General features: G+C 65.4%; 23 protein-coding genes and 1 pseudogene. 14 read left to right on the top strand and 10 right to left on the bottom strand.

What is annotated here, in order from left to right:
• Positions 1-34 precede the first annotated feature (34 nt).
• Together U8L64_RS05760 and U8L64_RS05765 are read right to left on the bottom strand one after the other, a co-directional pair.
• Positions 35-352, bottom strand: coding sequence for a hypothetical protein (locus tag U8L64_RS05760; protein ID WP_043298544.1), 318 nt, complete (start codon positions 350-352; stop codon positions 35-37).
• A gap of 85 nt (positions 353-437) precedes the next feature.
• A complete protein-coding gene (locus tag U8L64_RS05765; protein WP_333394987.1) occupies positions 438-1,034 on the bottom strand; it encodes a cysteine hydrolase family protein in 597 nt (198 codons plus the stop codon).
• 285 nt (positions 1,035-1,319) lie between these two features.
• Here U8L64_RS05765 and prmB point away from each other — a divergent pair, with 285 nt between their 5' ends.
• Positions 1,320-2,243, top strand: coding sequence for a 50S ribosomal protein L3 N(5)-glutamine methyltransferase (gene prmB / locus U8L64_RS05770; RefSeq protein WP_054094795.1), 924 nt, complete (start codon positions 1,320-1,322; stop codon positions 2,241-2,243).
• On the opposite strand, the gene U8L64_RS05775 is transcribed toward prmB, so the two are convergent.
• Together U8L64_RS05775 and U8L64_RS05780 are read right to left on the bottom strand one after the other, a co-directional pair.
• Positions 2,244-3,005, bottom strand: coding sequence for a hypothetical protein (locus U8L64_RS05775; protein WP_054094794.1), 762 nt, complete (start codon positions 3,003-3,005; stop codon positions 2,244-2,246).
• Between the two features lie 55 nt (positions 3,006-3,060).
• Positions 3,061-4,044, bottom strand: a complete 984-nt coding sequence (locus U8L64_RS05780) for an alpha/beta hydrolase (protein WP_138299865.1) — start codon at positions 4,042-4,044, stop codon at positions 3,061-3,063.
• Between the two features lie 158 nt (positions 4,045-4,202).
• Here U8L64_RS05780 and aroC point away from each other — a divergent pair, with 158 nt between their 5' ends.
• The 6 genes from aroC (at position 4,203) to U8L64_RS05810 (ending at position 8,120) form a co-directional block, all read left to right on the top strand.
• Positions 4,203-5,294 (top strand): chorismate synthase, encoded by a 1,092-nt coding sequence (gene aroC / locus U8L64_RS05785; RefSeq protein WP_054094793.1) that lies wholly within the window; start codon positions 4,203-4,205, stop codon positions 5,292-5,294.
• A gap of 68 nt (positions 5,295-5,362) precedes the next feature.
• Entirely contained in the window at positions 5,363-6,511 is a 1,149-nt protein-coding gene (locus tag U8L64_RS05790) for an MFS transporter (protein ID WP_333394762.1), read from the top strand.
• A 61-nt stretch (positions 6,512-6,572) separates the two neighbouring features.
• Positions 6,573-7,118 (top strand): 1,2-dihydroxy-3-keto-5-methylthiopentene dioxygenase, encoded by a 546-nt coding sequence (locus U8L64_RS05795; RefSeq protein WP_043298555.1) that lies wholly within the window; start codon positions 6,573-6,575, stop codon positions 7,116-7,118.
• Positions 7,119-7,279: 161 nt separating this feature from the next.
• The gene (locus U8L64_RS05800; RefSeq protein WP_232249119.1) at positions 7,280-7,588 is read left to right on the top strand and encodes a hexameric tyrosine-coordinated heme protein; all 309 of its coding nucleotides are present in this window, start codon (positions 7,280-7,282) and stop codon (positions 7,586-7,588) included.
• Between the two features lie 129 nt (positions 7,589-7,717).
• Complete coding sequence (locus tag U8L64_RS05805; RefSeq protein ID WP_043298557.1) at positions 7,718-7,921, top strand: PLD nuclease N-terminal domain-containing protein; 204 nt, start codon at positions 7,718-7,720, stop codon at positions 7,919-7,921.
• Positions 7,922-7,928: 7 nt separating this feature from the next.
• The gene (locus U8L64_RS05810) at positions 7,929-8,120 is read left to right on the top strand and encodes a PLDc N-terminal domain-containing protein (protein WP_054094791.1); all 192 of its coding nucleotides are present in this window, start codon (positions 7,929-7,931) and stop codon (positions 8,118-8,120) included.
• On the opposite strand, the gene U8L64_RS05815 is transcribed toward U8L64_RS05810, so the two are convergent.
• Complete coding sequence (locus U8L64_RS05815) at positions 8,117-9,022, bottom strand: DNA-3-methyladenine glycosylase family protein (RefSeq protein ID WP_077683305.1); 906 nt, start codon at positions 9,020-9,022, stop codon at positions 8,117-8,119. The genes U8L64_RS05810 and U8L64_RS05815 overlap by 4 nt on opposite strands.
• A 242-nt stretch (positions 9,023-9,264) precedes the next feature.
• Between U8L64_RS05815 and speE the strand changes: the two genes are divergently transcribed.
• Both speE and U8L64_RS05825 read left to right on the top strand, forming a co-directional pair.
• Positions 9,265-10,113 carry a polyamine aminopropyltransferase gene (speE, locus tag U8L64_RS05820; protein WP_054094789.1) on the top strand — a complete coding sequence of 283 codons (849 nt, stop codon included), beginning with the start codon at positions 9,265-9,267 and terminating at the stop codon, positions 10,111-10,113.
• A 164-nt stretch (positions 10,114-10,277) separates the two neighbouring features.
• Positions 10,278-10,619 (top strand): ribonuclease E inhibitor RraB, encoded by a 342-nt coding sequence (locus U8L64_RS05825; RefSeq protein WP_138299869.1) that lies wholly within the window; start codon positions 10,278-10,280, stop codon positions 10,617-10,619.
• A 16-nt stretch (positions 10,620-10,635) separates the two neighbouring features.
• Here U8L64_RS05825 and U8L64_RS05830 read toward each other — a convergent pair whose 3' ends face one another.
• Positions 10,636-11,592: a LysR family transcriptional regulator gene (locus U8L64_RS05830; protein WP_333394770.1), complete on the bottom strand. Its 957-nt coding sequence runs from the start codon at positions 11,590-11,592 to the stop codon at positions 10,636-10,638.
• Positions 11,593-11,698: 106 nt separating this feature from the next.
• Here U8L64_RS05830 and U8L64_RS05835 point away from each other — a divergent pair, with 106 nt between their 5' ends.
• Together U8L64_RS05835 and zapE are read left to right on the top strand one after the other, a co-directional pair.
• On the top strand, positions 11,699-12,454 hold the full coding sequence (locus tag U8L64_RS05835; protein ID WP_043298570.1) for a sulfite exporter TauE/SafE family protein: 756 nt from the start codon (positions 11,699-11,701) through the stop codon (positions 12,452-12,454).
• A gap of 93 nt (positions 12,455-12,547) precedes the next feature.
• Positions 12,548-13,645, top strand: a complete 1,098-nt coding sequence (gene zapE / locus U8L64_RS05840) for a cell division protein ZapE (protein ID WP_043298571.1) — start codon at positions 12,548-12,550, stop codon at positions 13,643-13,645.
• A 1-nt stretch (position 13,646) separates the two neighbouring features.
• On the opposite strand, the gene U8L64_RS05845 is transcribed toward zapE, so the two are convergent.
• Positions 13,647-13,925, bottom strand: coding sequence for a peptidylprolyl isomerase (locus U8L64_RS05845; RefSeq protein ID WP_003289747.1), 279 nt, complete (start codon positions 13,923-13,925; stop codon positions 13,647-13,649).
• Between the two features lie 151 nt (positions 13,926-14,076).
• On the opposite strand from U8L64_RS05845, the pseudogene U8L64_RS05850 reads away from it, so the two are divergent.
• Positions 14,077-14,586: pseudogene (locus U8L64_RS05850) on the top strand (gluconokinase); the annotation flags it as partial.
• A gap of 28 nt (positions 14,587-14,614) precedes the next feature.
• Here the strand turns inward: U8L64_RS05850 and U8L64_RS05855 are convergent.
• Positions 14,615-15,532: a LysR family transcriptional regulator gene (locus U8L64_RS05855; RefSeq protein ID WP_054094784.1), complete on the bottom strand. Its 918-nt coding sequence runs from the start codon at positions 15,530-15,532 to the stop codon at positions 14,615-14,617.
• A gap of 140 nt (positions 15,533-15,672) precedes the next feature.
• On the opposite strand from U8L64_RS05855, the gene U8L64_RS05860 reads away from it, so the two are divergent.
• Positions 15,673-16,899: an acyl-CoA dehydrogenase gene (locus tag U8L64_RS05860; RefSeq protein WP_043298576.1), complete on the top strand. Its 1,227-nt coding sequence runs from the start codon at positions 15,673-15,675 to the stop codon at positions 16,897-16,899.
• 55 nt (positions 16,900-16,954) lie between these two features.
• Here the strand turns inward: U8L64_RS05860 and U8L64_RS05865 are convergent, their stop codons facing one another.
• Positions 16,955-18,325, bottom strand: a complete 1,371-nt coding sequence (locus U8L64_RS05865; RefSeq protein WP_333394777.1) for a phosphate ABC transporter substrate-binding/OmpA family protein — start codon at positions 18,323-18,325, stop codon at positions 16,955-16,957.
• Between the two features lie 145 nt (positions 18,326-18,470).
• A complete protein-coding gene (gene xthA / locus U8L64_RS05870) occupies positions 18,471-19,283 on the bottom strand; it encodes an exodeoxyribonuclease III (RefSeq protein WP_008567148.1) in 813 nt (270 codons plus the stop codon).
• A 176-nt stretch (positions 19,284-19,459) separates the two neighbouring features.
• Here xthA and U8L64_RS05875 point away from each other — a divergent pair, with 176 nt between their 5' ends.
• Complete coding sequence (locus U8L64_RS05875) at positions 19,460-20,107, top strand: GNAT family N-acetyltransferase (RefSeq protein ID WP_054094780.1); 648 nt, start codon at positions 19,460-19,462, stop codon at positions 20,105-20,107.
• Positions 20,108-20,178: the final 71 nt, after the last annotated feature.

The raw sequence follows: 20,178 nt of genomic DNA on the forward strand, positions 1-20,178 counted from the left end.
AGGGGCGCATGGCCTGGGACGGGCCGCATCAAGGTTAGTCGCGTCTTTTCATCAGGCCAGGGGAGAGACTCAGCTCGCTTGAGCGCCGGAGCCGGCGGCGGCACCAGCGCCAGAGAAACAGGGCAATCGCGATCAACGCCAGACCAAGCACCAGCGCCGTCAGCGCGGCATCTCTGGCTGCCAGAGCGCCGAGTGAGCTGCCGTAACCAGCCAGAGACGCCGTGCCGACGACCATCAGCAGTAAGCCGATAATGGCGAGCAGCGCAGCAATCGCAACGATGAGGCGTCTGCCCCAGCTCCCTCGTTCGGACGGGCGCAGGCGGCGAGCATCGAATCCATCGGAAAGCTTCATTGCGGTTACCTCTCGATGAACAGGCTATGACCGGCACGCGGCCGGTCAGGTTCATTCGCCAGGGCGGTACCGCCGGCCGCGGCGTTCAGCGGGCCAAGGCCGCGACGTTCGGCACGCAAACCGCGAAATTGTCGGCCAGGATGGTCATTTCCATCCGATGGACCTGATCGGCATCCACGCTGCCTTCACCCATCGGCAGATTGCGCGTTGCGCATGCGCTATCGACCAGCGTGCAGCGGTAGCCATAATCCTTGGCGGCCCGCACCGTGGTGCTGATGCTGGAATGGGTCATGAAGCCGCATACGATGAGGTCCAGACGGCCGTGCTTCTGCAGCAGGTCATGCAGGTCGGTGCCGGCGAACGCATTGGGCAGGCGCTTCGCAACTACTGCTTCGCCCGGCAGTGGTGCGGCTTCCGGCATGATCTGACCGCGAAAACCCTGCGGATCGAACAGGCCGCCAGTGATTCCCAGATGATGAACGTGTACCACCGGAGCACCGGCTTCGCGGGCGGCTGCCAGCAGGCGGGTAATTTCCGGCAGCGCGATGGGCAGCGCCGGCAAAGCCAGCACGCCAGTGCGATATTCTTCTTGAGCGTCGATGACCAGCAGAGTGGCGTTCGCCAATGTTGCGGGCGCGTAACTGCGGCCACTGAGTTGAAGCATGGTCTGTGGCGTGGTCATTATCGACTCCTTTTGAATGGGGGGCTGATTGTGGCGCCAGAATGCGGCGATGTGAACCATCTTGACCGCACACGGGTCAGGATGGGGCCGGCCAGCGCTGACCCGGCATGGCTTGCCGGAGGCGGGCAGGGTACTGCGCGGCGGCGCGATAGTGGTGCAATCAAAGTGCGTATTTACAAAGCGGCGCGCGCCGGTCGACCCTCTGCCGGCAGAGTAGCGAGCACGCGCTCGCAGCCGCTCGCGGGGCCCTGTTAAACTCCGCGCCCTTTTACCGGAGATGTCGTCATGAGCGCTTCGCCCTCACGTCTGCGCACCCTGCGCGACTATGTTCGCTGGGCCGTCAGCCAGTTTCACCGCGCGCAGCTGTTCTTCGGTCATGGCACCGACAACGCCTGGGACGAGGCACGCCAATTGGTGCTCGGCGCGCTGCATCTGCCGTGGGCCATGTCCGATGCCTATCTGGATTGTCGCCTGGAAGACGATGAATGCGCGCACCTGGAGGCGCTGCTGCGCAGGCGCATCGAGGAGCGCGTGCCGGCGGCGTATCTTCTCGGCGAGGCCTGGTTCTGCGGCTTGCCGTTCATCGTCGACGAGCGTGTGCTGATTCCGCGCTCGCCCATCGCCGAGCTGATCGAGCAGCGCTTCCGCCCCTGGCTCGCGCACGAACCCGCGCGGATTCTCGACCTGTGTACCGGCTCAGGCTGCATCGGCATCGCCTGTGCCTACGAGTTTCCTGACGCCGAGGTCGTGTTGGCGGACCTCTCTTTCGATGCGCTGGAAGTGGCCAACCAGAACATCGAACAGCACGAACTGGAAGAGCGGGTCTACACGGTGCAGAGCGACGGCTTCGATGGTCTACCGGGCCAGCGTTTCGATCTGATCGTGTCCAATCCGCCCTATGTCGATGCGGAGGACTTCGCCGACATGCCTGCCGAATATCATCACGAGCCCGCGCTGGGGCTGGCCTGCGGCGATGATGGCCTGAACCTGGTGCGTCGTATGCTGGCCGAGGCGGCCGATCACCTGAGCGAGCACGGCACGCTGATCGTGGAAGTGGGCAACAGTCAGGTGCATGTCGCCGAACTGTATCCGGAAGTGGACTTCACGTGGCTGGAGTTCGCCAAGGGCGGGCATGGCGTGTTCCTGCTGGCCGCCCGGCAATGCCGGGAGCATCAGGCGTTGTTCCGCGCACGCCTGACGCAGCGCTGATCAGCGCGTCGCCATCCAGATCAGCAGGCCGGCCTGGAACAGCGCGAAGACGATCAGACAGACAATGGTGAAGCGCAACGCGCCGTCTTCGCGACGCAAACGGCTCATGCGCTCCTGCATCTGGCGAATCTGCGAGTCCTGCTCCTGAAGATTGCGATCGGCCTGTTCGAGCATCGCGGCCGCATCGAGCAGCTCGATGATCTGCACCTTTTCGGCATTCCAGTCGCCACGCAATGCGCTCACGCGTGGTGCGCCATAGGTGGCTTTCGGCGATGTCTGCGGGTAGTCGACGTCGAAGCCCTGGGTACGCAGGCAGTGATCCCGACGCAGCCTCGCGTCCTCGCTGGCCGAGTCGTTCGCCAGCGAGCCACCTTCGACGAGGTAGTGCGACCAGCGCTTCTGCGCCCAGGCGATGCCCTGGGCGAGCAGGAAACGGCCCAACCCTCGATTGACGGGTTCGAGATTCAGTCCGCTGTCCGGGCCAAAGCGCAGCTCCTTGCTGCGATGGTCCGCCCAGACTTCCAGCACGTTGCGCTTTCGCGAGAGGACCTGCCCCGGCAGATTGATGTGCAGGCGTAGCAGGCTCTGGTCCGCGCTGTGCCGCTCCACGCGTGCCAGTTCCACGAAACGCAGCGGCCGTGGCCCGCCATCGCGTTCGGTCGGCAGCGGTGCGAGGCGTAGCAGGTGGAAGCGTTCGGGCACCAGATCGGCCCATGGATGCTGTGGCGGCGGCGGAGTGTCGGGGGCGTTGGTATCAGTCATCGGCGCGTTCCTTGGCTGCGCTGACTCGCAAGCGGTTTGCGGTTGAGTCGCCGGCTTATCGGCCGGAAGCTGAAGGACTGGATGCTGGCAGGATGCCATTTCGCTCAAGAAAACGCGCAATTCGCTGCAATAGCGCCTCGGCGATGGGCAGTTGCGGCGCATCGTAGGAGGCCAGTTGCTGGTGCCCGGTCGCCGGGACGATGCGCAGCACGTGGTTCATGCCCGCGATCAGCGCGAGTTCGGCATTCGGTTTGGCTTGCTTGAGCGCTTGCGCGTCGCGTGCGCCCACCTGGATGTCGTGTGTGCCCTGGACGATCAGCGTCGGTACCTCGACGGCGGCGATAGCGGCGGCCGGGTCCTGGGCGAACAGCGAAATCAGGTAGGGTTGCACGCTGGGCCGGAACAGCACCTGCAGCGGTTCCGGGATCTCGGCATGGCTGCGGCCGGCCTCTAGCTCATCGATGAGGAAATGACTGGTGGCCAGCAATGCTGGCGGCAAGCGGCCCTGCAGCTGTTCGCGCAGCACCTCGCCGATGGGGCGGCCACTGCCGGCGATGCTGATCAATGCCGCGGCGCCTGACTGCGGCGCCGCGAGGCTGGCGATCAGCGCGCCTTCACTGTGGCCGATGAGGATCAGCTGACCCAAACGCGGATCCTCGCGCAGGCGAGCGCTCCAGGCCTGCACGTCGCGGACGTAGGCATCCACGCTGAGGTCGCGTTCCTGCGGCGCTGCCGACAGGCTGGCGCCGACGCCGCGCTTGTCATAACGCAGGCTCGCCACGCCTTGTTTGGCCAGCCCTTGCGCCAGTCGCTTGAGGCTGTCGTTGCGGCCGGCGGGGTTGTTGCCGTCACGGTCGGTCGGCCCGGAGCCGGCGATCAGCAGCGCCACCGGCACCGGTTGCACGCTTTTCGGCAACACCAGACTGCCTTGCAGCACACCGTGGCCGGTATCCAATGTCAGCGTCTGGTTGAGCAGGGTGCGCGCCTGAACGAGCGGGGTGATCAGGGTCATCAGCAGTACGATCAGCAGGATGCGCATGGAAAGGGGCTTCGCCGGAAACGGAGGCGGTTCGATGCGGCCGCTGCCGCAAGGTTCACCGTTACGCCAGTATGCGCGCCCATCGGGGGCGGTGAAACCGCGCATGGCTCAGGTATACTCCGGCGCCTGTTTTCAAGGTCGATCGCGGAGCGTCCTGCATGTCCGGCAATACCTACGGCAAGCTGTTCACCGTCACCACCGCTGGCGAAAGCCACGGCCCTGCGCTGGTGGCCATCGTCGACGGCTGCCCGCCTGGGCTGGACCTGTCGCTGGAAGACTTGCAGCGCGATCTCGACCGCCGCAAGCCCGGCACCAGCCGGCACACCACCCAGCGCCAGGAAGCCGATGAAGTGGAAATTCTCTCCGGCGTATTCGAGGGTAAAACCACCGGTTGCCCGATCGGCCTGCTGATTCGCAACACCGACCAAAAGTCCAAGGACTACTCGGCGATCAAGGACCTGTTCCGCCCGGCCCATGCCGACTACAGCTACCACCACAAGTACGGCCTGCGCGACTACCGTGGCGGCGGCCGCAGCTCGGCGCGCGAGACAGCCATGCGCGTCGCCGCCGGCGCCATCGCCAAGAAGGTCCTGGCGGGCATGGGCATCAGCGTACGCGGCTACATGAGCCAGCTCGGGCCGATCGAGATTCCGTTCAAGACCTGGGATTCGGTGGAAGAGAATGCTTTCTTCAGTCCCGATCCGGACAAGGTGGCGGAGCTGGAGGCCTACATGGACCAGCTGCGTCGCGACCAGGATTCGGTCGGCGCGAAGATCACTGTGGTCGCCGAGGGCGTGCCGCCGGGGCTCGGTGAGCCGATCTTCGATCGCCTCGACGCCGAGCTGGCCCATGCGCTGATGAGCATCAACGCGGTGAAGGGCGTGGAGATCGGCGCCGGTTTCGCCTGCGTCGCTCAGCGCGGCACCGAGCACCGCGACGAACTGACCCCGCAAGGCTTCCTGTCCAACCATGCCGGCGGCATCCTCGGTGGTATCTCCAGCGGCCAGCCGATCGTCGCGCATCTGGCGCTCAAGCCGACATCCAGCATCACCACGCCCGGCCGTTCGATCGATATCGACGGCAACCCGGTCGAGGTGATCACCAAAGGTCGTCACGATCCGTGCGTGGGCATCCGCGCAACGCCGATTGCCGAGGCGATGATGGCCATCGTGCTGCTGGATCACCTGCTGCGTCATCGCGCGCAGAACGCTGACGTGCGGGTGACCACGCCAGTGCTGGGGCAGCTCTAAGCGCCAGGTTCCGAGCTGCGGCCGGAGGTCTGCAGCTCGACTCACCCGTCGCTTGAGGCTCGCGACTCATGGCTAGACTACCTTACTGGCGCCTCTCCGGTTTCTATCTGTTCTATTTCGCCCTGCTGGGCGCGACGGCGCCGTTTCTCGGTCTGTATTTCGAGCACCTGGGGTTTTCGCCGGCGCGCATCGGCGAGCTGGTGGCGATTCCCATGCTGATGCGCTGCATCGCGCCCAATCTGTGGGGGTGGCTGGGCGACGTCACCGGCCAACGCCTGCGCATCGTGCGCCTCGGTGCGCTGTGCACGCTGTTGTCGTTCGGGTTGATTCTGGTCGACAAGAGCTACGCCTGGCTGGCGTTGGTGATGGCCTTGCATGCGTTCTTCTGGCATGCGGTGCTGCCGCAGTTCGAGGTCATCACGCTGGCGCACTTGCACGGGCAGGCCGCGCGCTACAGCCAGATCCGCCTGTGGGGTAGCATCGGTTTCATCCTGGCGGTGGTCGGTCTGGGCCTGGCCTTCGAGCGGTTGGGGCTGGACGTCTATCCGGCGGTGGTGCTGCTGATCATGGCCGGCATCGTCACCAGCAGCCTCTGGGTGCCCAATGCCGAGCCCGCGCAGCAAGCGGAAGTGGCCGGGCAGGGCGGCTTCCTGCGCCAGCTGTGGCGTCCCGGCGTGCTGGCGTTCTACCTCTGCGTAGGGCTGATGCAGCTGTCGCACGGGCCGTACTACACCTTCCTCAGCATCCACCTGGAGGCGCTCGGTTACACGCGCACCACCATTGGCCTGCTCTGGGCGCTGGGTGTAGTAGCGGAAATCCTGCTGTTTCTGGTGATGGTGCGGCTGCTCGAGCGCTTCAGCCTGCGTCAGGTATTGGCGGCGAGCTTTCTGCTGGCGGCGTTGCGCTGGCTGCTGCTGGGCAACCTGGCCGATCATCTGCTGGTGTTGCTGGTCGCCCAAGTGATGCACGCCGCCACCTTCGGCAGCTTCCATGCCGCGGCGATCCATTTCGTCCAGCGCAGTTTCGGCCATCGCCAGCAGGGCCAGGGACAGGCGCTGTACGCCACTCTCGCCGGTGTTGGCGGCGCGCTTGGCGCGCTGTATTCCGGCTACGCCTGGAACAGCCTCGGTCCGGCGTGGACCTTCACCATCGCCAGCCTGGCGGCGCTGGCGGCAGCCGTTATCATTGCCGCACGCATGCGGGACCAGCCGACGTAAAAACCATGCCGTCAATGGCAGTCCCCCCGCATCCCCACACCTGCCTCCCGGAGAGTCGTACATGAGCGTCCTCAGCGTCTATCACCAGAATCGCCCCGAACAACCGCTCAAGGTGTTGACCCACCACGACGATATCGCCGCGACCCTGGCCGAGGCCGGAGTGCGCCTCGAGCGTCTGGATGCCCGCGCGGCGCTCGACGCGGATGCCGGCCCGGATGAGGTGCTGCTGGCCTACCGTCCGCAGATCGACCGCCTGCAGGCCGAGCGTGACTTCGCCAGCGCCGACGTGCTGCGCGTGACCGGCAATGATCGTCAGCAGAATGAGCTGCGTGCGCGCTTTCTCGAGGAGCACCGCCATGCCGAGGACGAGGTGCGCTTCATCGTCGCTGGCCGCGGCTTGTTCTCCTTGCGTTTCGGCGAGCTGGTTTACGCCGTGCTTTGCGAAAAGGGCGACCTGTTGACGGTGCCCGCCGGCATTCGTCATTGGCTCGATATGGGTGAACACCCGCATCTGGTCGCCATCCGCCTGTTCCGCAACAGTGAAGGCTGGAGCGCCGAGTTCACCGGTGACGACATCGCCAGCCGTTTTCCGCGGCTGGAAGACTGACCACCGCCGAAAAGCATAGAGCGGCAGGGTCTAAAGAGGTATTGAGCGCCTGATTGTTTCAGTCCACTAATGCCTGACTTCACTCCGTATTGGTGAAGCCAGCGAGGCGATGATGCCTTCGCACAGATCTGCCCCATGACAAAAAAATGGAGAGAAACGGTATGACAATAAAAACCAAGATTGCCGCTGGAATTGCCGTCCTGGCGCTGGGAATGCCACTTGCGCTCCACGCGCAGGACAAGGCGGCTGAGAGCTGGCTGCCGAGTCTGATCACCTCCACGCCCCAGGAGGGATTCGAGCTGGCCGTCAAGCTATCCAGGATGGGCGTCAAGAGCACTCAGCCAAACAAGGAGGTGCTGTTTCGCGAGCGCGGCAAGTACGCTGAGAGCGGCGAAGCACTGATCCAGGCCTCGCATGTAGTGGCCGTGCATTTCCAGACGATCGCCGCGGCGAACGACTACTGGAAATAATTCAATCCGCCGGGTGGATGTGGATCATCCACCCCTCCCGAATCACCACTGGCGATCCGTTCCGCACGCTGAACCCTCGAACCCTTCCGGCATCTCAAGTACATCGTCACCGTAATCAGGAGCCATCCCATGAGCGATGCTTTCGGCGGCCTATTCGGCCTGATCATCCTCGCGCTGGATATCTGGGCGATCGTCAGCGTGGTCCGTAGCGACGCCAGCAGCGGCAAGAAGGTGATGTGGGTGCTTCTGATCGTCATTCTGCCCGTGCTTGGCCTGGTCCTTTGGGGCCTGATGGGGCCGCGCGGCAACCGTCCGGACCAGCGCGCACTCTGAGGTCGCGATGGACAACTGGAATACGCTGCTGGCCGTTCTGCTCCTGCTGGTCGACCTGCTGGCCATCCTCCACGTCTGGCGCCAATCGATCGAAACCGGACGCAAGGTGGTCTGGAGCCTGGTCATTCTGCTGCTGCCGGTCGTCGGGCTGATCATGTGGGCGATAGCTGCGGCGCCCTTCGGTAAGGTTCGACTCTAGGGCGTGCCGCCCGGGGGCGCTTCAAAGGGACGCGGTGTCGCATAGTCCTGCCAGATGTGGACGGCAGCATAGGCGCGCCACGGCCGCCACGCCTCGGCGCGTGCGGCCAGGGCCTTGGCGCTGATGCCGGCGGCCCCCCATAGCGGCGCCTTGAGCAAGCCGAGATCGCCCGCGGGAAAGGCATCGACGGCCCCGAAACCACGCAACGCGATGTATTCGGCCGTCCATGGGCCGATGCCGGGCAGTTCGCACAAGCGTCGCACCAGCGCCTCGGCGCCATCCTCCACGTGTAGACCCAGAGCGCCTTCGGCTACCGCTGCCGCCAGGCGCCGCAACGCCTGCACGCGCTTGAGCGGCATGCCGATGCGCTCCAACGGGTCTTCGGCGATGGCCTGCGGGGTAGGAAATAGCACGAACAGCCCGGGCGGTCCGTCCGCCAGCGGTTCACCGAGGCGCTCCAGCAAGCGCCGGGTGATGGTCACCGCGGCCTTGACCGTGACCTGCTGGCCGACGATCGCCCGCACCGCCTGCTCGAACGGATCGAAGGCGGCCGGAAGGCGCAGTCCGGGATTGGCTGCCACCCGCGGCCCCAGCAGCGGATCGGCAGCGAAATGGTCAGCGATGGCGCGCGGATCGGCATCGAGGTCGAACATCTTGCGCACCTTTTCGACGAGCGGTCGCCGATATGGCTGCAGCCGCTCGCTGCAGGTCAGTTCCAGCGCTGGCTGGTCCGTCAGCGGGCGCACGCTGAACCAACCCTCAACGCCGTCCAGGCGCAGGCTGCGACTGTAGCGATCCGCCGCGAGGTGTTCGACGCCTGGCAACAGCCGCAGGGCGAAATGCTGCTGAAACTGCTGCCAGTCCCACGGCGCGAGATAGGGCAACAACAGCGGTGCGGACATGCGGATACTCCTTGCAATGGCGGTGCGTGCCTCGGCGGGACGGTCGCTCTGCCCACCCTAGCCGGCGGCGCGCGGCTTGTCGTTCCAAAGTGTGCTTTCGAACCCGATGGTTTCCGCTGCCACAAAGGCCAACGTAGAATTCCGGTCCTCTTCGTGGGTGGCGCTGCTGTGCCGCCCGTCACGCCAACCCGCCACGGACCGTCGATGCGCTGTACGCTCGACGACCAACCAAGGGGACTCCCATGAGCGAATTCCAGGAAACTCTCTACGAGGGATACGGCCAGCGGCTGCAGATGGATCGTCTGCTGCACGAAGTGCGCAGCGAGCAACAACATCTGGTCATCTTCGAGAATGCCCGCATGGGCCGTGTGATGGCGCTCGATGGTGTCATTCGCACCGCCGAGGCCGATGACTTCATCGGCCACGAAATGCTCGCGCATGTGCCAATTTTCGCCCACGGGTTGGCGCGCCGCGTGCTGATCGTCGGCGGTGACGACGGCGGCATCCTGCGCGAGGTCGCGCGCCATCGCGATATCGAAGGCATCACCCTGCTCGGGACCGACCCGGCCGTGGTGGCGCTGTGCCGGGAGTTTCTGCCGAATCATTCGGCCGGTGCCTTCGACGATCCACGGCTGCAGATATCGCACGAAGACGTCCTGCAGTTTCTCGCCACCACCGAACAGCGCTTCGACGTCATTCTCGGCGCATCCACGGTGGGCGAGGTGCTGTCGTCGGAGGAGTTCTACCAGGCCAGCCGGCGCTGCCTGAACGAAGACGGAATCCTGGTGGTGCGCACCGGCGTGCCGTTCATGCAGCTGGGCGAATTGCAGTCCGCCGCCAAGCGCATGCAGGGCCTGTTTGCAGACTGGCACTTCTACCAGGCTGCCGCACCGACCTGCATCGGCGGGGCGCTGGCGTTCGCCTGGGGTGCCTGCAGCGTGCAGAGCCGCAAGCTGCCGCTGGACACCCTGGTGCAGCGCTTTGCCGGTAGCGGCATTGTCACCCGTTACTACAATCCGCACGTGCACGCTGGCGCATTCGCGCTACCGCAGTACGTCCTGCAGGCGATTGGCAAGCCAAGCAACGACTAACCTCGCGCGCCTGCCGCCCGGCGGGCGCTGCGGTTCATGCCGGAAAAAAAGCCGATGGCATGAACACCCCCGGCATCCCATACTCAGATCAGGTGAGGGCGGTGAGCCCCACGTACTCACCTGCCGAAGCGTTTTCCGTCCATCGATCGAGAGGAGGTTGAATCATGAGTACCACCTTCCACGAGGATGTCAGCAGCAACGTTCTTCGCCAGATGAAAGAAGGCGGCTTCGATTTCGCCCGCGTTCATCCCATCGAGTTCTACGCAGTCTTCGAGGACCGCGATCGTGCCCACGCAGCCGCGCGCAACTTTCGCGGCGAATCCATCAATGCGCAGATCCTGCCCCGTGAGGATGGCACCTGGAATCTGCAGGTCAGCAAGGTGATGTACGCCACCTTCGACAGCATCGGCAACTTCGAGCAGGACCTGGAGGAGCTGGTCGAGCCGCTCGGGGGTGTGCTCGACGGCTGGGGCGTGACCCAGGAGCTCGGCGGCGGCGGCTTCTAGGCACGCTCGCCTGCGCTCAGCTTCGCAGCAATCCACTCTGCAGCGCCTGGTCCCATGGAGGGACCGGGCCGAAGCGTTCCTTGAGAAATTCCAGCAGCAGGCGCGTGCGCGAATCCGCTTCGCGGGTCAGGCGCAGCGCATAGATGCCACTGGCTTCCGGGCGCGGCAGGCCGTGCTCGCAGAACAGCGGCAACAACTCGCCACGCAGCAGGTACTCGCTGATCAGCCAAGTCGGCAAGTGGGCGATGCCCAGCCCGGCGAGCACCCCGGACAGCAGCGCCTCGGCGTTGTTGGCGACCATGCGCAGCCGGCGCGGGCGGAATAGCCTGGCTTCGCCATCCTGCTCGAAACGCCAGGCATGCGGTGGCGCCAGCGCATCCCAGTCGAGGCCATCGTGGCCGGGCAGCTCGTGCGGTTGTGTCGGGGTGCCGCGTCGCTGCAGGTATGCCGGGCTGGCACAGGCGATGCGCACCATCGGCGCCAGCGGCGTAGCCACCAGACGGGTGTCAGCGAGCGGGCCGATGCGCAACACCAGATCGACCTTGCCCAGATGCTCGCCATGCAGGTCGATGAAGCTGTCGATCAGGCGCAACTGCACATCCACGCCGGGATAGGCGCAGAGAAAGTCGGCGAGCGCCGGGGCCAGATGGCGCCGGCCGAACGGCGTTGGTGCGTCGATGCGGATCAGTCCTTCGGGCGTAGCGTCCAGTGCGCTGGCTTCCGCGCGGGCCAGTTGCAGCTCGTGGACGATGCGCCGGGCACGCTCGGCGAAGGTTTGGGCGGCGGGCGTGCTGCGGATGCCGTGGGTGCTGCGACTGAACAGCGTGCAGCCCAGCGAATGCTCCAGCGCATCGATGCGCCGCGCGACGGAGGAGGGCGTCAAGCCGTGCAGGCGAGCGGCGGCGGAGAAATTGCCAGCTTCCAGCACGTCGAGGAACAGACGCAATTGGTCGGCGAAGGCGTGTGGTTGCATGGATGGCTCTCGGTTTTTCGATTGGCGCAAAGCCATTGTGCGCGGCTGTGCGTATCGAGGACAGGGGTGTCACCTTACCATTGCGTTTTTTCGACGGAGCGACGCCGTGCCTGTATTCGATATCGGCTTGAACGTACTGCTAGGGCTGGCGCTCGGTGCGCTCGGTGGTTTGTTTGGCATCGGCGGCGGGCTGATCGCGATCCCGGTGCTTGGCGTGCTGTTCGGGCTGGATCAGCAGCTCGCGCAGGGCACGGCGTTGGTAATGGTCGTGCCGAACGTACTGCTGGCAATCTGGCGTTACCACCAGCGTAATCGCATCGATTTCCGCCACGCGGCGGCGCTGGCGCTGCCGAGCTTCTGCTTCGCCATCTTCGGGGCGGCGCTGGCCGTTTCGCTGGATGCCAGCCGCATGCGTCTGGCCTTCGTTGGCTTCCTCTTCGCACTGGCGGTCCACACGCTGCTGCGCGCGTTTCGCCCGACCGCGCCGGGTAACGGACAACTGCGCCATCCATGGCCGTGGCTCGGCGTGCTGGGCGCCGGAGCTGGCGCGCTGGGCGGTCTGTTCGGTGTCGGTGGTGCGGTGCTGGCGACGCCGGTGCTGACCAGCGTGTTCGGCACCAGTCAGGTTGTCGCCCAGGGGTTATCGCTGTCGCTGGCGGCGCCGAGTACGGGGGTCACGCTGGCAACCTACGCGCTGCACGGACAGGTCGACTGGATGCTCGGGCTGCCGCTGGCGGTCGGTGGCCTGCTCAGCATCAGCTTAGGCGTGCGGCTGGCGCACGCCTTGCCGGAGCGGCTGCTGCGCGTGCTGTTCAGCGGCTTTCTGGTGGTCAGCGGCGTGCTGCTGGCACTGGAAGCCTGAGGTGTCCGCAGGCCCGCATCTGGGTCTGCGCGGCTGCCGCCGATTGCAGGGCTGGGGTAACATCGCCGCCTTCTCAGGTTGCGGTCCGTCGTCATGGATCAGTCGTCGCCGCTTGCCCTGTATCGGCAAGCCATCGCCCGTGAGGGTTTCGTCAGTGATGCCGCCCAGTTGCGCGCCGTCGATCTGTTGCAGCACTGCCATGAGCAGGTGCACGCGGCCGGGGTGCCGGGCGGCGTCTACCTGTGGGGGCCGGTAGGGCGCGGCAAGACCTGGCTGATGGACATGTTCCATGCCAGCCTGCGCGTGCCGGCGCGGCGTCAGCATTTTCACCACTTCATGCGTTGGGTGCACATGCGCCTGTTCCAGCTCAACGGCACGGCCGATCCGCTGCGGGCGCTTGCCCGCGAGCTGGCCGGCGAGGTGCGGGTGCTGTGTTTCGACGAGCTGTTCGTCGGCGACATCGGCGATGCGATCATTCTCGGGCGATTGTTCCGGGTGATGTTCGAGGAAGGCGTGGTCATCGTCGCGACGTCCAATCAGCCGCCGGATCAGCTGTACGCCGATGGCTACAACCGCGAGCGCTTTCTGCCGGCGATCGAGGCCATCGAGCGCCACATGCACGTTGTCGATGTGGATGGCGGTGCGGACCATCGCCTGCGTCCCGGGGCGGGGTTGCAGCGTTACTGGGTCGCCGCGCCGGATGTGCTGCCGGAAGTGTTCGCTGAGCTTGCCGCGGGTGCCGGTGGCGCCGAGCCGCTGGAGCTCGGCCATCGTCTGTTGCAGGTGAAGCGTCGCAGCGACAGGGTGCTCTGGTGCCGTTTCGCCGAACTGTGCGAACAGCCGTTCTCCGCGCTGGATTTCATCGAGCTGTGCGATCGCCACGAGGCGATCCTGCTCGATGGCGTGCCACAACTGGGCGGCGTGCAGCGCGAGGGGCGCATCGCCCGCGGCACCGAGGATGCGGTCACGCAGGTCAAGGCCGGCGACCGCCAGCTACCGCGGCTGGCTGCGCATGACGATGCAGTGCGGCGCTTCATCGCGCTGGTGGACGAGTGCTACGACCGGCGCGTTCCGCTGTACATCGAGGCGCAGGTGGCACTGGAGGAGCTATACGTCGAGGGCTACCTGGCCTTCGCGTTCCGCCGCACCCTGAGCCGCTTGCGCGAGATGCAGCTGCAGCGCTTCGGGTGAATCAGTCGCGGTAGAACACCTGTACCAGGTGGTAGCCGAACTGGCTTTTCACCGGCCCGTGCACCTCGCGCAGCGGCTTCTTGAAGATCACCTGATCGATGCTGCGCACCATCTGTCCCGGGCGCACCTCGCCGAGGTCGCCGCCTTTCTTGCCGGACGGGCAGGTGGAGTACTTGCGCGCCAGCACGTCGAACGCCTCACCGTTGGCGATGCGCTTCTTCAGCTGCGCAGCTTCCGCTTCGGTCTTGACCAGAATGTGGCGCGCCATGGCTTTGGGCATTGCGAGGGTCCTCGGGTTGCGGGGCTGGCGATTGTAGTGTGCTGGTCGCAGATGTCGACCGGCGCATCGACCGCATGAACGATGGGCGGTAGTTTCGCCGGCACCGCGGATACCGCGACCATCACCCGACTTGCACATGACGGGTGGACAGATGACCGCGAGCATCGGCAAACCGACCTTGGTGGTGATAGGCGTCAGCGGCTGCGGCAAGACCCAGACCAGCCGGGCACTCGCCGCTGAGCTGGGCGTGCGCTACATCGAGGCGGACGACTTCCATCCGGCGGAGAACCTCGCGCAGATGCGCGTCGGTCTGCCGCTGACCGATGCCCAGCGCATCGGCTGGTTGCAGGCGCTGGGCGATGAAATGCGGCAGGCCGTCGACGATGGCTGCGGCTTCGTGCTGGCCTGCTCGGCGCTCAGGCGTCGCTATCGTCAGGTACTGCGCGCTGCGGTGCCGGGGTTGCGCTTCGTCCATCTGGTCGTCGACCCGGAAACGGCACGCCAGCGGGTTGGCGCAAGGGTCGGGCATTTCATGCCGGGCAGCCTGGTCGACAGCCAGTTCGCCACACTCGAATCGCCCGCCGGCGAACCCGGCGTGCTAAGCGTGGACACCCGCCAGCCGCGCGAAGTGGTACGCCGGCGGATCATCGACTGGCTGCGCATGAGCACCGAAGGCTCGATGCAGCCTGCTAGGCCGGCACGTCCTGACGGGCGCTGATCTGCTGGGCGATCTCGATCATCTGCTCGCGCATCCAGCGGTTGGCCGGGTCCTGGTCGGTGCTTTCGTGCCAGTAGATGTGGGTTTCCAGCGGCGCGATTTCCACCGGCAGCGCGGCCTGATGCAGGTTGTGGCGGCGGGCGAAACGTTCCGGCACGGTGACCACCATGTCGGTCTGTTCGATCACCTGGGTCGCCATCAGGTAGTGCTGCGAGCGCAGGGCGATCTTGCGCTGCAGGCCCATCTTGCCCAGTGCCAGGTCGACCAAGCCCAGGCCGCTGCGGCGACTGGAAATATGCACATGCGACAGCCCCAGGTATTGCTCCAGGCTCAGCTTGTCCTTGGCCAACGGATGACCGGGGCGCATGGCGCAGATGTAGCGGTCCTCCAGCAGGCGGACATGGCGTACCTGCGGGTCGGTGTTGAGCGGGGCGTCCATGGCGAAATCCAGGCGGCCGGCGGCCAGTTCCTTGGTCGTCTCACGGCGCTTGGCCAGCATGCTCTCGATCTTCACGTTCGGCGCCAGGCGGCGCAGACGCTGGAACAGCGGCGGCAACATCACGGCCTCGGTGAGGTCGGTCATGCTGACGCGAAACACCTTGTTCGCCTGCGCCGGATTGAAGGTGCGGCTTTCCTGTACCGACACACGCAACAACTGCAAGGCGTTGCGCACCGGGCCGATGATGTTCTGCGCCATCGGCGTCGGCACCATGCCCTGCGCGGTGCGCACGAACAGCGGATCGTTGAAGGTCTCGCGCAGGCGGGCGAGGGCGTTGGAAACGGCGGGCTGGGTGATGCCGACGATCTGCCCAGCGCGGGTCAGATTGGCCTCGGTGTAGATGGCATCGAAGACGATGAACAGATTCAGATCGACCTTGTTCAGGTTCATTGTTGTGCTCCGGCGGGGTAACGGATGCGGCGATCATATATCGGTGATGAATGTTTATACACGAGGAAAATAGCTTCGATAAATCCATAAGCGTCCTCTAGCATCGATTGCATATACCCACATCGCCAAAGGTTGCCGTCATGGATTTTGCGTATTCCCCCAAGGTTCAGGAACTCAGAGCGCGCGTGCAGGCGTTCATGGACGAGCACGTCTATCCGGCCGAGAAGGTCTTCTATCGGCAGGTCGCCGAGGGTGATCGCTGGCAGCCGACCGCCATCGTCGAGGAACTCAAGGCCAAGGCACGGGCGGAAGGCTTGTGGAACCTGTTCCTGCCGGATTCGGAGCTGGGCTTCGGGCTGACCAATCTGGAATACGCGCCGCTCGCCGAGATCATGGGCAGTTCGGGCCTCGGCCCGGAGGCGTTCAACTGCTCCGCGCCGGATACCGGCAACATGGAAGTGCTGGTGCGCTACGGCAGCGAGGCGCAGAAGCGCCAATGGCTGCAGCCGCTGCTCGCCGGCGAGATCCGCTCCTGCTTCGGCATGACCGAACCGGGCGTGGCCTCCTCGGACGCCACCAACATGCAGGCCCGCGCAGTGCGCGAGGGTGACGAGTGGGTGATCAACGGCCGCAAGTGGTGGACCTCAGGCGCCAACGACCCGCGCTGCAAGATCATGATCTTCATGGGCCTGACCAACCCGGAAGCCCCGCGCCACGCGCAGCATTCGATGATTCTGGTGCCGATGGACGCGCCGGGCGTCACCGTGCTGCGTCACCTGCCGGTGTTCGGCTACGACGACGCGCCGCATGGCCACGCCGAAGTGCTGCTGGAGAACGTGCGGGTGCCATATGAGAACGTGCTGCTCGGCGAGGGGCGCGGCTTCGAGATCGCCCAGGGCCGCCTCGGGCCGGGACGCATCCATCACTGCATGCGCTCGATCGGTGTCGCCGAACGTGCGTTGAAGCTGATGTGCGAGCGCTCGGTGGCGCGCACGGCGTTCGGCAAGCCGCTGGCGCGACTGGGCGGCAACCTCGATCACATCGCCGATTCGCGCATCGAGATCAACATGGCACGGCTGCTGACGCTCAACGCCGCGCACATGATGGACACGGTCGGCAACAAGGTCGCCGCGAGCGAAATCGCCCAGATCAAGGTGGTGGCGCCGAACGTGGCGCTTAAGGTGATCGACCGCGCCATCCAGATGCACGGCGGCGCCGGTGTCTCCGACGATTTCCCGCTGGCCTACTGGTATGCCGGACAGCGCACGCTGCGCCTGGCCGACGGCCCGGACGAGGTGCATCGGGCTTCCATCGGCAAGCATGAACTGGGCAAGTACGTGCCGCGGGAACTGCTGCGCGGCCATTGATCGAGTAAGCGACCTGTCGAGCGGGCCCTGCACCAGCGTGCCGGCCCGTTCGCGTTCAATAGACCCAGATTTCCACCCGGCGATTCTTCACCCGGCCGCTACCCTCGTTAGAAGCCACGGGAAGTTCGGCGCCCATCCCGTTGATATCTCTAAAGTAAACATCGAAGCGATTCAGTTCCCGACGCACCGTCATGGCGCGCAGTTTGGACAGCAGGGCGGCGCGCGCCGGATCGCTCTGTTCATCGCCGAAACCGACCAGCACCGCGCTGTGGGTGAGCTTGCCGTGGCTGCGCAGATAGTCGGCCACGCGTGCGAGATCGCGCTGCGCCTTGTTGTCCAGCTGCGCACTGCCTTCCTCGAAGCGGAAATTCACGGTCAGCCGGTGCGCCTCGTTGGCCAGCTGCTGGTAGAAGGCCGGCATGTCGGCCTGCGGCTCCTGCTTGACCGCCGCGACATGCTGCGCAACGTAGCCGGATTGTTCGACGATGCGCTGGCCGGCGATGCTGTGGATGTACTCGATGTAGGCCTGCGTCCAAGGCGTCTGGTCACTGGGGCGGGCATACAGGAACAAGCGGCGCGACAGTGGATAGTCCTCGGTCGCGACCAGCGCACTGTGCGGCAGCATCGGCTGCGACTGGCCGTCGGCAATCGCCAGCGCCTTGGCCTTGCCCAGCGAGGCGAGGCCGGTAAAGCCGATCGCGCCGGGGTTCATGCTCACGGCGCGGGCCAGATCGTCGTTGGATTCGTAGCGCCGGGCACGTTCGGCGAGGGTCATGCCCTGACGCGCCAGGACCAGCTCGTTGAAGGTGTCCCAGGTGCCGGAGCGGCTGTCGCGGGCATGCAGTTGCACGGTCAGATCCGGCCCGCCCAGCTCGCGCCAGTTGACGATCTTGCCGGCGAACAGGCCGGCCAGCTGTGCGGTGTTCAAGGACTGCACGGGGTTGTCCGGGTGCACCACGATGGCCAGGCCGTCGATGGCGATGACCTGTTCGGCCTGGGTGCTGCGCATGTCGCCGAGGGCGGCAAGCTCGTCGCGCTCGCTACTCTTGATCGGCCGCGAGGCTGCCGCCAGATCGCCGCTACCGTCTTTGAGGCCGGCAAAGCCGGTGCCTGTGCCGTGCGCCGCCACCGTCGCCTGCACGGGCTTGCCCGCCGGGGTGCTGGCCACGATGCGCTGTTCGTTCTCTACCCCGGTCGGCTCGATGCGCACCTCTTTCAGGCCCTGGGCCTCGAACAGGCCGGCGATCAGCATCGGCGCGAGCCTTGCGCCCACGGTGTTGGAGCCGTGAATCCGCAGCACCGGGCTGCCATCATCCGTCACCGGCAGTTCGCCGACGGCGTGCAACGAAACGCTGCAACCGAGGCCGAGCACAAGCAGTGACAAAGCCCGTCTGCACAACCCGCCCAGCGCCATGCGTGATGTCATCTCGCTACCTCCCCTGTGAAGGCCGCGAGATTAAGTCAGTCGAATGACTGAAATATGACAGCGTGCGCTCTACGACGCGGGCTGTGAGCCATGTTGCAGATGTGCGGGAAGAGGCTTGACGCCGCGTCGAAACGCGGCGGAGGCGTCAGGCGCAGTCGATCCACACCGGGCAATGGTCGGACGGCTTGTCCATCGCGCGGATATCGTAGTCGACGCCGCAATCGCGGACCCGCGCGTGCAGCGGCGCGGTGGTGAGGATGTAATCGATGCGCAGGCCACGTCGCGGATCGTCTTCGAAGCCGCGGCTGCGGTAGTCGAACCAGCTGAATCGGTCGGTGACGGCCGGGTTGAGCGTGCGGAAGCTGTCCTGCAAGCCCCAGGCCTTGAGGCGCCCGAGCCACTCGCGCTCTTCCGGCAGGAAGCTGCACTTGCCGGTACGCAGCCAGCGCTTGGCGTTCACCTCGCCAATGCCGATGTCGCAATCTTCCGGCGAGATATTGAAGTCGCCCATCAGGGCCAGCGCCTCGCCGGGCGTGAAGCGCTGTTCGAGCAACGCCAGCAGATCCGCGTAAAACTTGCTCTTGGCGGGAAATTTGACCGGATGCGCACGGCTTTCGCCCTGCGGGAAGTAGCCGTTCATGACCGTCACCGGCTGCCCGCTGGCGTCGGCGAAACGGCCCCAGATGAAGCGCTTCTGCGAGTCCTCACCGTCGTCGGGAAAGCCCTTGTGGATTTCCAGTGGCGCCTGGCGCGAGAGCAGGGCGACGCCGTAGTGTCCCTTCTGCCCATGAAAATGCACGTGGTAGCCGAGCGCCTCGATGTCTGCCTGAGGGAATTGCTCGTCGGCGACCTTGGTCTCCTGCAGGCCGATGACATCGGGCTGGTGGCGGTCGATCAGCGCCGCCAGCTGGTGCGGTCGCGCGCGAAGACCATTGATGTTGAACGAGACGATTTTCATGAGCAGAGCAGGTTCCGGCGAAAAAAACGCAGAGTTTAACAGGCGTTTTGAGCCTGTCAGGCCTCGCCGCGCTCGCCAGCGAGCGTGCGCCGGCCAATCGCAACCGACCGGAAAGCCTGCAATGGCCCGACGCCAGTGCTAACGTGCATTCCAACCGAACGACAAGAGAGCCGACCATGACGGATACGTTGGAAATCAGGACGCTGGACAGCGGCTACGCCCGCGAAGCCCGTTCCCTGCTGTACCACGCCTACCGCCACGACCCTACCTTCGCCTATCTGTTCGACGTCGATCGCCCCGGCTACGACCAGCGTGTGCGCGCCACCGTGCGCGAGCTGGTCAACCAGCACTTCCTGCAGGACCAACCCGCGCTGGGCCTGTTCCTTGAGGACCGGCTGATCGGCGTGGCGCTGATCGCGCCGCCGCAGCGCCGCCTGGATGTCACCGAAAGCTGGGTCTGGCGCCTGCGCATGCTGTTGACCGCTGGCCTGCGCTGCACCCGGCGCTATCTCGACTACCATGCCACGGTGCTGAGCTGCCTGCCGCCCGGCGCGTTCCATGTGCTACCGCTGCTGGGTGTGCATCCGCAGTTCCAGGGCCGACGCTACGGTGAGCGGCTGCTCGAAGCGCTGCACAACTGGTGCGCCGACGATCCGGCTTCCGAAGGGTTGGTCATCGACACCGGCAACGCGCGCTACCTCAATTTCTATGAGCGTCAGGGCTATGAGGAAATCGGCCAGGTCGCGATCGGCCCGGTGATCGAGCACGTGTTCTTCCATCCCGCACCGCAGCGCGTCACCGCGTCCGATCCCGTCGTCGAGTGAATTACCGTGCGGTTTCGCCGGTCTCATCCGGCGAATCTACACATAGGCCGTCCTTGTTCCGCCGTCCCGTC

Origin of the sequence: Pseudomonas sp. FIP_A4, from assembly GCF_036701605.1 — a bacterium.
GTDB classification, from domain to species: domain Bacteria; phylum Pseudomonadota; class Gammaproteobacteria; order Pseudomonadales; family Pseudomonadaceae; genus Stutzerimonas; species Stutzerimonas phenolilytica.